The 12,289-nt window shown below is 32.1% G+C and carries 12 protein-coding genes and 1 pseudogene; 11 read left to right on the top strand and 2 right to left on the bottom strand.

The annotated features are described in order from the left end of the window. Positions 1–38: 38 nt before the first annotated feature. Positions 39–683, bottom strand: coding sequence for a hypothetical protein (locus tag ACSVDA_RS03315; protein WP_214483672.1), 645 nt, complete (start codon positions 681–683; stop codon positions 39–41). A 546-nt stretch (positions 684–1,229) separates the two neighbouring features. On the opposite strand from ACSVDA_RS03315, the gene ACSVDA_RS03310 reads away from it, so the two are divergent. The 3 genes from ACSVDA_RS03310 (at position 1,230) to ACSVDA_RS03300 (ending at position 3,576) form a co-directional block, all read left to right on the top strand. After that, positions 1,230–1,862 carry a LysE family translocator gene (locus ACSVDA_RS03310; RefSeq protein WP_485880818.1) on the top strand — a complete coding sequence of 211 codons (633 nt, stop codon included), beginning with the start codon at positions 1,230–1,232 and terminating at the stop codon, positions 1,860–1,862. Between the two features lie 273 nt (positions 1,863–2,135). Further along, positions 2,136–2,585, top strand: coding sequence for a hypothetical protein (locus tag ACSVDA_RS03305; RefSeq protein WP_485880817.1), 450 nt, complete (start codon positions 2,136–2,138; stop codon positions 2,583–2,585). 433 nt (positions 2,586–3,018) lie between these two features. Then, complete coding sequence (locus ACSVDA_RS03300; RefSeq protein WP_485880816.1) at positions 3,019–3,576, top strand: isochorismatase family protein; 558 nt, start codon at positions 3,019–3,021, stop codon at positions 3,574–3,576. A gap of 516 nt (positions 3,577–4,092) precedes the next feature. On the opposite strand, the gene ACSVDA_RS03295 is transcribed toward ACSVDA_RS03300, so the two are convergent. Continuing rightward, complete coding sequence (locus tag ACSVDA_RS03295; protein ID WP_485880814.1) at positions 4,093–5,130, bottom strand: MBL fold metallo-hydrolase; 1,038 nt, start codon at positions 5,128–5,130, stop codon at positions 4,093–4,095. Positions 5,131–5,763: 633 nt separating this feature from the next. Here ACSVDA_RS03295 and ACSVDA_RS03290 point away from each other — a divergent pair. The 8 genes and pseudogenes from ACSVDA_RS03290 to ACSVDA_RS03255 all read left to right on the top strand — a co-directional run bounded on the left by ACSVDA_RS03290 (position 5,764) and on the right by ACSVDA_RS03255 (position 12,191). Continuing rightward, positions 5,764–5,919 carry a hypothetical protein gene (locus tag ACSVDA_RS03290; RefSeq protein ID WP_485880812.1) on the top strand — a complete coding sequence of 52 codons (156 nt, stop codon included), beginning with the start codon at positions 5,764–5,766 and terminating at the stop codon, positions 5,917–5,919. An 84-nt stretch (positions 5,920–6,003) separates the two neighbouring features. Further along, positions 6,004–6,552 (top strand): GNAT family N-acetyltransferase, encoded by a 549-nt coding sequence (locus tag ACSVDA_RS03285; protein WP_485880810.1) that lies wholly within the window; start codon positions 6,004–6,006, stop codon positions 6,550–6,552. A gap of 482 nt (positions 6,553–7,034) precedes the next feature. Then, complete coding sequence (locus ACSVDA_RS03280; protein ID WP_485880808.1) at positions 7,035–7,730, top strand: response regulator transcription factor; 696 nt, start codon at positions 7,035–7,037, stop codon at positions 7,728–7,730. A 4-nt stretch (positions 7,731–7,734) separates the two neighbouring features. Further along, positions 7,735–9,207 (top strand): HAMP domain-containing sensor histidine kinase, encoded by a 1,473-nt coding sequence (locus ACSVDA_RS03275; RefSeq protein ID WP_485880807.1) that lies wholly within the window; start codon positions 7,735–7,737, stop codon positions 9,205–9,207. A gap of 63 nt (positions 9,208–9,270) precedes the next feature. Then, positions 9,271–10,398, top strand: a complete 1,128-nt coding sequence (locus ACSVDA_RS03270) for a hypothetical protein (RefSeq protein ID WP_485880805.1) — start codon at positions 9,271–9,273, stop codon at positions 10,396–10,398. 42 nt (positions 10,399–10,440) lie between these two features. Further along, positions 10,441–10,671: pseudogene (locus tag ACSVDA_RS03265) on the top strand (HIT family protein); the annotation flags it as partial. A gap of 221 nt (positions 10,672–10,892) precedes the next feature. Beyond that, entirely contained in the window at positions 10,893–11,255 is a 363-nt protein-coding gene (locus tag ACSVDA_RS03260; protein WP_485880803.1) for a hypothetical protein, read from the top strand. A gap of 555 nt (positions 11,256–11,810) precedes the next feature. After that, positions 11,811–12,191: an RrF2 family transcriptional regulator gene (locus ACSVDA_RS03255; RefSeq protein ID WP_214483682.1), complete on the top strand. Its 381-nt coding sequence runs from the start codon at positions 11,811–11,813 to the stop codon at positions 12,189–12,191. Positions 12,192–12,289 lie beyond the last annotated feature (98 nt).

Raw genomic sequence — 12,289 nt, 5'->3', positions numbered from 1 at the left:
TCATAAACTTAAGGTGTACGTTGTTACGAAAATCTTTTCTAAGGTTGAGGTACAATATCTTTTGTTAGATAAGCATCAAACGTAACCCCAAGATTTTCACCAACTGTAAATGGAGTTAGGTTGATCTTGAAATACCCACTAGCACCTATTTCAATATTGAAACCAACCATGGTCGTTGAAGACTGCATGTCTAGTTGTGCTACGCCATCACTATTACTAAATTGTTGATCCTTTTGTACTTGGTTTCTTACGAGACGTACATCTGCACCTTCTAAAGGCTTTCTTTGTGCCAACAAATCATCTACGGTTTTAATTCTATTTGGCGCACTTAATGAGTAAACTGTGATTTTGGTAGTGTTAGTTTGATTAAGTATTAAATCAAGGTTCGGTGGCACTGAGATAATAGGTGTTGTGAAGTTCAGTGTAACCGTAACACCTTCCATATCATTGGTGGCAAAGCTAGTTCCACTAGGGGGATGAAATGTGGGAAAAGTAGTTACTGTATTCACACTTTGACCGAGACCGTTGGCAGTAGCTCGTCCAAATCCATTGGAATCTGTAGTTAATGAATTGATCGAAACCGAAGGGTTATCTGTCGTAGTCACTACTTGAACTCCTTGAAGAGGCATAAGGTTGCCCTTATTATCTTTTCCAAAAGTATAAACTTGTAGAGCATCTGACATAATTTCACCTCATTTCTTTTAAAATTGTACAAATATTTTTTAAGATATTTCACCTCATAATGATAATTTAAGATATTAAACGATGTAATAAATATTACAACTGAGACCCATTATATATTCTAAGAAACTAGTAAAATGACCTGGATCGATAGAGTGGGTCAAAATGGTGAAATATAATATTGTGATCGATGTAATAAATTCTACTCTTTTATAATATATGTTGGATTAGCTTTCTCGTTCGGGAAAATCAGTAATTATCTCTCAGAACATAATTTTTTTACTGAAAAAACAAAAAAATGTAATTATGTTTAATAAATTAGGTCAAACCTGAAATAAAGATTGGTTTCATATTTATTTCAAGGATATGCTGAAATGAATATGATTTAGGTTACAAGGAGCTGAAAACGTTCTTTAATAATGGTGGAGTATCTCTCTAATAGAGAAATAGCTTTTTATATGACTATTATTTTCTTTGACTCGAATGATGTCATAATTTATAATTAAGCAGATATTTCCAACTATTAATATATTGAAAGGAGAAATTTTATGGTTAGCATTGGGAGTTTGTTAGCTTTTGCATTAGTTTCACTTGGTATTGTATGTTCTCCGGGACCTAACATGATTTATCTTATTTCTCGTTCTATTACTCAAGGACGAATTGCAGGAATTATCTCTCTTTTAGGTGTTATGCTTGGATTTGTGATTTACTTATTTGCGACATTACTCGGACTTGCTTCACTATTTAATGCAGTTCCCTTTATTTATGAATTAGTGAAATGGGCAGGTGTTGCTTACCTACTTTGGCTTGCTTGGAATTCATTTAATTCAAAGACTTCAATTTTGACCCCGCAAACTCTTTCCATTGAGTCCCCGAGAAAATTGTTTCTAATGGGATTCATGACTAATTTACTAAACCCTAAGATTGCAATTTTGTATGTATCTTTACTTCCTCAATTTCAAGATCCAGCACAAGGATCATTACTTCTCCAAGGTGCTACTCTAGGTCTTACGCAACTTATAATAAGTTTTTTCGTTAATCTGCTCATTGTTTTAACAGCTAGTAAAATATCTGTATGGTTTTCAACACGTCCTACATGGCAAAAGATTCAACGTTGGTTCATGGGGAGTGTGTTGACTGGTTTAGCAGGACACCTAGCTTTTGAACGAGTAGGTAAATAAATAGTTGTTATTAAACAATAAGCACTTTTATGTAACACATCAGAAAAGTGTTTATTTGCGAATATGGAAAAATATCAACATTCACTCATTACTATTAAGATTTCAACTGTAAGAGAAGAGAGGGGATTGTAATTTAGTTCTTATTGTGTGGGTATTCATTTACATATCACTGCCTGGTATTCTAATAAAAATATAGACAAATAATGTTCTATTCATATGTGATAGTGTGATAACTAATATTTAATATAAAAGACTAAAAAGGAGGAAGTTGTAATGCACTCAAAATTGTACTTTGCTGTACCCTTGTATATGGAAAAAAACTCAGATGTAGCAATCCCTATATCTTATGATTACTGGATACCTCTAATTACATACTTTTCAACACAAAGTAATACGGTTGAAATACATTGTTGGAATGTGGAAAAGAAAACTATAAAGGAATTGGTGTCAATAAAAGGTACTAATATAAAACACGTACTAGACGAGATCACTATTTTACAAACTGAATTACATCCTCATTTGATAAACTATCTGTTATCCGATTACTTGGATAACATGGGGAGAGTGAAATGGTTTTCTCTCTTTTTTTATAATGATGAAACTGAATGCTTTAACTCAGGACATTGGGGAACAGAGTTTTTTGTTCATAGAACAAACAAAGACGAAGTCCATAAACTCCGTACTATTATGCCAAATGATACTATTTTTCATGAAGACATTTAGCAGATTTGTGGATTAAACCACTTTATACTGACTCTACATAAGCTATGTGTTTCAGTGTAGTAATTAAACTAACTAGGAATTATGGTGTATAGAGTATGAAGAGTTGGAATTTATTAAGAGACAGTAAATATAATTTCGTAAACTTTTACGTACGTTCATTAAATCTTATTGGTGAAGTGTATAAAAGCGGTTTTCTGAAAAAATCTAATACGGATTATAAAAATGAATTTATGAACTTGTTTTAAATTATCGCTTTAAAAGAAATTGTGTTAATATTTAGTTGCCTAAATATTATGAATACTAATTAGGCAATATTTTGTTAAGGAGGTAGATATTATGACTAACAAAAAATCTATCGACGTAAAAAATACTATGGGGAATACGTCTAATTAACTAATATAGCGTTTCCCCAAATTTGAAAGGGGAAAATCATTTGAAACAAATATTATTAATTATTGATGCTCAACAAGAACTAATTGATGGGAATCAAGAAGAAAGTGCGGTTTTTAATAAAGAGCAACTTATTAGCAATATTAATTTAGTCATTGAAAAAGCAATAATGTCAGGTGTTTCAGTAATCTTTGTAAGGGATCAGGATGTTGCTGAAGGTAAAGGAAAAGGATTTCAAATTCACGGTGATATTACTGTACCTTCGAATGCAAAGATTTTCGACAAAGCTGCTACAAATGCATTTCATGGGACTGGACTTTTAAATCATTTAAGATCTCAAGAAATTGAACATGTTGTTATTATGGGCTGTGCAACACAGCACTGTATAGATAGTGCTGTAAGAACAGCTACTATTAGTAGTTTGGATGTCACATTAGTCAGTGATGGACATTCAACAACGGATAGTGATGTTTTAAGTGCAGAAGAAATTATAAAGCACCATAATAAAACTCTCCACGGCCATTACAATGTTGAACACTTTTCAATGGTTAGAAATGCTGAAGAAGACTTATTTCAACCAACGCATGATTCATACAGATAAATAAAAAATGCTACACACATGTGTCATAAAAATGATATAAACTTATAACAAATGCTCACTTGAATCAAAGTTTGTACCATTTTGAATAAAATAACGTATACATCCACAAAAAAAGAGCCCGTTTGATCAATCTTTATCAAAATGGGTTCTTTTTGTTATTTGGAATGATTATTGAGTTGATAAAGTTTTTAACGTAAATGTTATTCCACAAGCATGGTACTTGAATCAGATATACGAGTTTTAACAACTTTACTATTATATTATTAATACTGTAAACAGTTTATATGTAAGTAATTATATTAACCTCGTAAATGAATTTTGACGAGGTTAATAATTGTATTGGTGGAACGAAATTTAACAACTACCGTTATTCAATAATATGAGTATTCATTAAGGAACACTACACGTATCAATTCGTTCATTTAGGGTAATCTCACTTATTTTGCAGGTGAAGTTCATACCTTTTAAACGCTTAAGAGGAGACGTTTAAAAGGTATGAACATGTGAAGATACTATTTATTCAAGTCGTAACATATCAAGTACTTTGGAAATGTGTTGCGATGTATATATATCAGCTCCACCTAGTCGATCAATCCATCTAGGAAGAAGATCGTCATTAGCTACTTTAATTACTTCATTATAATAAACATCCATGACATACCAAGGGTTCTCAAAACCTACTCTTTGACCAATTTCAAATTGACTTACCTCTTGCATAGCAAGTTTAGTAGTTTCAATTATATCTTCGATGTATTCTATTTGAGTTTCTACATCCTCACGTGTGCCTAAGCGAGTAACGTGACCAGAAACTAAAGTGTCAAAGTCATATTCTAATATTTTATAATGCGCATCTATCCACCCTGGAATATTATCAGAAAGAGCTAAATATCGAAACGGTACCCAGCCTGGGAAAACGATATCCACAGCCATTAAAACTTTTTGGTCTGGTACAGAAATAAATATGTTTCCTTCTTGATGATTATCTCCAATGTAATCTAACTGAAGCTTCTTATCTCCAATTGATAACACTTTTTTATCGGCTTTAAAAGTTTGTGTAGGGATAGGGCGGTTAGGGTCTTTTCTTTCTTCTAATATGTTTGCTGTTTCTTCATGCGCAATAATCTTTACATCATCAGGGAACATTGACGCAGCGCCAATATGATCTTGGTGTGCATGACTATAAATGACATATTTTATCGGTTCATCCGTTACTTCTTTGATCGCTGCTAAATACTTATCTCCAAGTGTAGTTGGGGCATCCACTGCTATAACTCCTTTTCCAGTAGTCATAAACATCGTACTGAAAATACCATCCATTACAGCATAAATTCCATCTCCTATTTCCTCAACTAGATACCCTTTATCCATAGGGATCATAGCTCCTTTTGCATTATCAGGAAGTGGGGCTGGATATAACTCACTATCTTCATTTTCGGAACTTTCATCTTGAATTAGTTTTTCATTGTTGTCATTAAGCCCAGCTGCAAAAGAGCTTCCGATTATACCAAACATTAACAAAAGTGAGAGTAAAGCAACTAAATAATTTTTTTTCATAATTTACAGCACCTTTCTGTAGTTGAATTTTAATTTATATTGATAACTGGCCAGTTATACAATAAAAAGATTATTTATCCTAATTTTATATAATCTAAAATTATATATTCTAATATTATATATCTCAAAACTAGGATAATTCATATAATAGATGATGATAAACACTTTGTCAATATTTAAGTATAGGGCTTATATGTATGCGATATGTGTATCAGTAAGAAGAATTTTTTCTTGAATTGGTTAAACTGATAAAATATTTTGGGGCATGCAGAAAGATTCAGTAAAAAATCAAGATTTTATTCGTGAAAGCTTCTTTAGGAGTTACTACACAAATTGTTAAATTAATAATTGAACTAGCTTCTAGAACTCTAGTTGTGTACATATTTTATTTCTTAATATGAAAAACAAAATCAATGCGAATTCAAATGATAAAAGGTATTCGCTCTTCAATAAAATGGTGTTAATCCGAAATAAGACAAGGATTTTTTTATTTAAGTAAAATATTTGGTGAAAAAAGATTGCCGAAATATTAAACATTTGAAATAATTGGTCTTAAGTTATAGGGCAGAATTTGGAATAAGGTAGATGTTTTAAAGAGTTATACAAACCTATTACTAGTAGAGAGGTAAATATATGAAGAAGGTTCTTGACTTTATTAAAAATATGTTTTTAGATGTATTTGCGTCAGTCAGTGGATTTTTTTATGGGTTCATAGTAGTAAGTTTAGGAATTGTTGTTATTACAGCAATAATTTATTTGTTTTTATTCACAAAGAAATTAATTATGTAAAAGGATACATTAACAGGCTGTTATCTGCAATAATCTTGAAAATAAGTGAATAACTGAACTAATACATACTAAAAGGTTGAAAAAATGAAAATATATGAAACTGAACGTTTAGTTTTAAGACAAATAGATAAATCCTTCGTAGAGGAAGTACTTGCCTATTATCAAAGGAATAAGGACTTCTTAGCAGAATGGGAGGCACAAAGACCTTCGGATTTTTATACTCTAGAGATTCAAGAAAATAATATAGCAAAAGACCTCGAATCATATAATGAGGGAACTTCTTTTAAGTTATGGATATTTAAAAAAGTAGACCAAGACTATACTAGGATTATAGGCTGTATTTCTTTTAGTCTAATTGTTCGAGGGATACTGCAGTCTTGTATTCTTGGCTACAAGTTAGATAAGGATGAGTTAAATAAAGGGTTTATTACTGAAGCTTTAGAAAAGGCCATTAAAGTGATGTTCCAAGACTTTGGATTACACCGTATTGAAGCACCTATTATCCCAAGAAATAAAGGATCTATTCAAGTAGTAAAGAAATTAGGCTTTGAATTTGAAGGTTTATCTCGAAAAATGATAAAAGTAAATGGTGTTTGGGAAGACCATATGCGCTGGGCAATAGTAAACGAATAACGGGAAATTCTGATTGGGTCGACAGAGATAGGAAAGCTAGTTAATCTACAAAACGGCTCAAAAGAATTGAACAACGATGGACTGTTGATCAGTCCATTTTTTTTGATCATTAATTAATTATTAGGAGGCGTTGGAAAAGGAAAAACATTTAAGATGAGTTATAAGCTATGATAGGATTTAATAGTTTATTATTTCTTTATATTCGAGTTGTCTGATGGTTGCTGATGTTTATTAATAAGAATGCAGGTCAAATGTACAGTCGTAATAAATAATAATTGATTAAATAATAATAAACTAATTCGAAAAGGGGGTACTAGATACTCCCTTTTATGTGTGTGCCACGTATAGCAGCTAGTGTTGAAAGTCCACTGTGGGGTAACAGAGCATCCACCTCCCACTCGGGAAGTAGAAGGTTCTTTTTTAGCAACAATTTGGTAACAACTTTTTAGTAGAATAATATTTGAAAATGGTTTTTTAAGAGGGTGTATATTATTAAAAAAGAAAAGACGATACTAATAATAGAAGATGAAGAATCTATTCTAGATATTCTCACCTATTCCTTGTGTAAGGAAGGGTACCGTGTACACGGAGTTGCGACAGGTGAAGAAGGACTCAGAGTTTTTGAGGGAGTTGGGCCGGATGTCGTAATTTTAGACTTAATGTTACCCGATATAAGTGGTTTTGATATATGTAAAAAGCTGATAACAACAAGTAGTGTTCCTGTAATGATGCTAACAGCACGGGATGATATTGTTGATAAAGTATTGGGTCTTGAGATTGGTGCCGACGATTATATGACAAAGCCTTTTGATGTCAGGGAGGTCACTGCTAGAGTGAAAGCACTTATTCGTCGGCGTAATCCTACCACTCAATCATCATATATAGCTATAAATGACTTGGTGAGAATTGAACCTCGATCACATACTATTTATAAAGATGACCAGTTAATAGCTTTAAAACCTAAAGAATACGAATTATTACTATTGTTCGCACAACATAAAAATAGGGTATTCTCTCGTGAAGAAATTCTCGATACTGTATGGGATTTTGATTATGATGGAGATTTACGTACAGTCGATGTCCATGTTCAACGGATTAGAAAAAAACTTGATTCTCCTGTACTTCCTTCCATCATAGAAACAGTTTTTGGTGTTGGATATAAAATGAGGGGAGAATGACTAAATGAAGTGGACAATTCGGAGAAAATTCTTCCTTGGATTTTGTATACTATTTACTTTAGCCGCAATTGTTGTTAACCATGTATTGAAGACATCATTAGAAACAAATTCTCATGCGATGATTGAAAGTGAGTTAGGGAAACTTCAATACTCATCTAGAGAGCACATAAAAAAATTCTCCCAGCTTCATCCAACTGATGAAAATTTACTAAAAAAATATGGTAGTACGATAGCTCAAGAGTTAAGTAAATTGTATAAACAAAGTATATCAATATATGATCAAGAAGGAGTTTTTTTATATGAAGCAGTACCAATTGACCGACCATTATTATTGGGGAATCAAACATTTCAATCAAATCTTGAAGCAAACGAAAGCGTAAGCTTGAATCAAGCCTTTAATAATAAATCAGCATTTTCTGTTAATCATGTGGCAAATGGGAGTCTAGTTTACTTTTCTTACCCTTTATATATTCAAGGAGAATTTTATGGTGTTCTTCGTTTCACAGGTGATTATACTGAACTTTTTGCTAATAACAGAGAAATTTTAAAGAGTTTTACTGTCTTAACATTTAGCCTATTTTTTGGTGTCTTTATCATATCCTTATTGCTAACTAATCAAATCATCAAACCTTTACATAGATTAACAGCAGCGACTAAATTAATGGCAGCTGGAGATTATAGCACTAATGTATATGCAAAAACAGGGGATGAAATAGAAGTTTTAACGACTAGTTTTAATGAAATGAAGAAAAAAATACAAGGCCATATCGAGATTATTGAGAAAGAGAAGGAAAAGGTTATGTTACTTGAAAAAAGTAGAACAACTTTTTTCAATAATGTTACACATGAGTTAAAGACTCCTCTTGCAACGATCTCTGGATATGCACAAATTATTGGTGAAAAAGACTTTAATGATGCTTTCTTCTTACAAAAAGCAGCCAAAAAAATCAGATTGGAAAGTAATAGACTTAATGAGATGGTCATTGAGTTATTAGAACTATCTAAAAAAGAAGCAGATCCCATCTTAAAAAAGAATGAAGTTCTTCACTTATATCCTCTCTTGTCTTCAGTTTGTGAAGATATGAGCTTGAAAGCTGAAAGACAGCAAATGAAGATAGTTCTGTTAGGAGATGACTTTGTAGTACAAGGAAATGAGGATGAACTTAGGCAGGTTTTCATCAATGTACTAGACAATGCAATTAAATATGGATTAACAGAAGAACAAATTGTTGTATCAATAACTGGAGAAACAATTACAGTAGTAAATAGAAGTCATTCAATTGCTGAATCAATAGTAGAACATGCTTTTGAACCTTTCGTTCATACACAAAGACGAGGGAGTAGTGGCTTAGGTCTATATATATGTAAGCAAATTATATTAAGACTTAATGGGACAATTTCTTTTCATTATGAGGATGGACGAGCTATTACTACAATTAACCTTCCACGTTGGCAACAAAACGGCAACAACTTCTGAAAAGTTGGCAATATCAATTGTGTATTCTAAACCTGTACACGAGATAAAGAGGAGGAAAAGTGGATGGTTACTAAGTTAAAGGGATTTTTGGTACTTGTATTGATAAGCATATTTTCAGTAGGTTGCTCTTTGCAAGGAACAGCACAAGAAACAATAACAGATCATGAACAAATTGTTATTATTAATGACGATGTTCAACTGGAAAGTGCTTTAGCAGATAGCACATTGGACGTAACTCGCCAACAGAATATTGAAGTCGAAGAAGAACTTAATTACGATTGGTTTCGTGGAAGTAAATTCTATTATTATGATAAAGGATTATTCAAAACATTGGCTACAACTACTAAACAAGAAAAGAGCATAACGGATCAAGAAATCATTGCGCTTTCAAAAGATGGTAATAGGGCTCTATCATATAAAGGAGAAGACATTTACGTTCATAATTTGATAAATGGTGAGAAGAAATTCCTTAAGAAAAAAACACCAGAGAATGCTTATTTTGCAGATTCTGAAGGAGATTCGGTCATAGATGTGATTTTTGATTTTGACAATTCCATTCTAGAAGTAAATCTTATTCATGTTGAATCAAATGAAACAGTTACTTGGGACGCGAGTAAGTCATTTACGCTTGAGGGTTTTTCGGCTAATTCTATTAAAAAAGCTCCAGATGGTATTTATGTTGATGGTAACTCTCTTAAAGAAGGACCAGGTATATTTAAGATAAATAAAGATGGCGAGGTTACACCAGTATTAAGTTTACCAAATTCCCCTGATCACATATCGAATTATGATTTCTTACAAAATGATCGAATGATTTTTGATGGAATATATGAGGGGAAAAGTGGGGTATTTATATTGGATCAAAAAACAAATCATGTGGAGCTACTTGTAGCTGGTGGTAAAAGTAGTGAAGGAATATGGACACCTTCTTATAATATATCTCCTGATGAGCAAAAAATCATGTTTGATACACCAGTACAAATTGGGGATGAATTTAAAACAAACGTCTATATGGCAGAGCTTCAAAATGATAAATTAACGAATACTACACGAATAATGGAAAATGCAGATTTATATGCTGTTATTTCTAAATCAGGATATTGGAGTGAGGATTCCAACATAGCTTTTATTGCTACCGTCGATAAAGAGAATGAAGGTAGAACACCAATCGCAGTTTTTAACATAAAATAAACATTTATAGAATTATCCGCAATTACGCGCATTTCGGTACACCCTTTTTATCCTATACATATAGTAGCCATACCAAAAAGGCACATCTCTTCTTTAATTACATTAGAAGAAAATGATAGTGAATTATTACTTGAACTGTTCGATCTAATAAAACAGGTTGCTTCGAAAGTTACTGAGGAACATGGTGCTTGCAGAGTAATGACTAACCTAGGTGATTACCAAGATTCTAAGCATCTTCATTGGCACATAATATGTGGAGATCCTATAAAATAGAGAGTACGCTGAAATGGTTAAATGAGGCTAAGGTATAGTAAAAACAAATAATTTATTGATGCATTGAAAACATAATAGAAATTATAGCTATCAAAATTCAAATAAAAACTATGCTTCTGAAATATATATATAAGCATAGTTTTTTTATTTCTATATACAAGTCCAAGCTATTCTCTCATTAATGAATATTATGAACTATAAAGGTTGAAGGAGGTGTATTAATGGCCAAGGCAAAAGTACGAACTACTGGTGTCTTGTACAGAGAAGTCGGTGCTGATAATGGACATACAGAGATTATAAATCGTGGTGAAGAAGAATGTACAATTAGAGCTACAGCATTTGATTGGGAAGAACGAGATCAACCATCAATAATTAAAGAAGAGACAATAATGATTCCTCCAGGTACTCGTAGAACATTTGATTTTGATATGACTCGACACGCTGAACTCGTGATAGAAACGGAGAATAAATGTAAATGTATGTGTGTATTTGCAAACCTGTATTTTCGTGACAGAGATAACTGTACGGTAGGTACACCTGTATATAACAATGATTTCGTAGAAGTACCATGTGATTGTTACTAATCAGAAGTTTATTATTATTAATCTATAATTGACTTCATTTTAAATGATAAGATACTAAGAATACTTGGTTTATACGTATTTAGTTCTTAGTACGAAAAGCAACAATCAATGCGAAAACAGCCTATAAATATTTAAACTCTCTCTGTTTTCGTGAAGACAGGAAACAGGGAGAGAATGTGATAATTTTATAATGTACTATATGTTAGCAGTTTCACAGCTATCTATTATTGTAAAGAGAAATAATTACCTACACAACAACTATCAATCCCATTGCTATTACATATGATTTCTATTTTAGTTATATATGTCTTAATATAGAGGGTTGTGTGAGAAATAAGCGTAAAAACCATATATGGCTCGTGATTGAAGAGGTATACGCCGTTCAGACTGTAGACAAAAACTTACTAGATTTGTTGTGGGTATAGTGTGATTTGTAAGTGGGGTAGTTAGCAAAATAAAATAGAGTATCCTAAATTGACATTAAAATAAGTTTAAATTATAATCGTTATTAAAGACCTTTTAAGTCTGTAATAATTGTTAAAGTGAGGTTGGAAAATGAAATTTTCAAAAGCAACAAGTCACGCTTTGCATACGATGTTATACTTAGCCACAATAAATGCTAATAAACCTGTTGGAGTACAAGTTCTTGCCGAAAAATTAAATGTTTCACCGACATATTTATCAAAAATATTAACGAAACTTGTTAAAGAAGGCATGGTTACTTCTGCGTCAGGAGCTAATGGAGGATATTCATTGTCTCATGGGTGGGAATCAATTTCATTTCTCGATATAATTGATGCAATTGAAGGAAGGTCTTCATTATTTGATTGTTACGATCATGGACCTGAATGTCCGATACAAAAAGTCATGTTAAGTTCAGAAGAAAAAATGGAAGAAGAATTAAGAAAGCGTAAAATTTCTGACTTAATTAAATAAAGGTTTTTTCCATATACTTTGTTGCTATTGTTTCTAAAAGAAGAATAGATGTCGTATAACTCAACAGTCGTTTTATAGAAGAAAGTGTTAAGAAAACT

Origin of the sequence: Cytobacillus sp. Hm23, assembly GCF_051842895.1 — a bacterium.
Lineage (GTDB): Bacteria > Bacillota > Bacilli > Bacillales > SM2101 > Nanhaiella.
This window is presented reverse-complemented; position numbering and strand designations above follow the sequence as displayed.

Excerpts from the sequence above, each read along its gene's own strand:
- ACSVDA_RS03315 (WP_214483672.1), bottom strand. The coding sequence starts at position 683 with ATGTCAGATGCTCTACAAGTTTATACTTTTGGAAAAGATAATAAGGGC.
- ACSVDA_RS03310 (WP_485880818.1), top strand. The coding sequence starts at position 1,230 with ATGGTTAGCATTGGGAGTTTGTTAGCTTTTGCATTAGTTTCACTTGGT.
- ACSVDA_RS03305 (WP_485880817.1), top strand. The coding sequence starts at position 2,136 with ATGCACTCAAAATTGTACTTTGCTGTACCCTTGTATATGGAAAAAAAC.
- ACSVDA_RS03295 (WP_485880814.1), bottom strand. The coding sequence starts at position 5,130 with ATGAAAAAAAATTATTTAGTTGCTTTACTCTCACTTTTGTTAATGTTT.
- ACSVDA_RS03290 (WP_485880812.1), top strand. The coding sequence starts at position 5,764 with ATGAAGAAGGTTCTTGACTTTATTAAAAATATGTTTTTAGATGTATTT.
- ACSVDA_RS03285 (WP_485880810.1), top strand. The coding sequence starts at position 6,004 with ATGAAAATATATGAAACTGAACGTTTAGTTTTAAGACAAATAGATAAA.
- ACSVDA_RS03275 (WP_485880807.1), top strand. The coding sequence starts at position 7,735 with ATGAAGTGGACAATTCGGAGAAAATTCTTCCTTGGATTTTGTATACTA.
- ACSVDA_RS03270 (WP_485880805.1), top strand. The coding sequence starts at position 9,271 with ATGGTTACTAAGTTAAAGGGATTTTTGGTACTTGTATTGATAAGCATA.
- ACSVDA_RS03260 (WP_485880803.1), top strand. The coding sequence starts at position 10,893 with ATGGCCAAGGCAAAAGTACGAACTACTGGTGTCTTGTACAGAGAAGTC.
- ACSVDA_RS03255 (WP_214483682.1), top strand. The coding sequence starts at position 11,811 with ATGAAATTTTCAAAAGCAACAAGTCACGCTTTGCATACGATGTTATAC.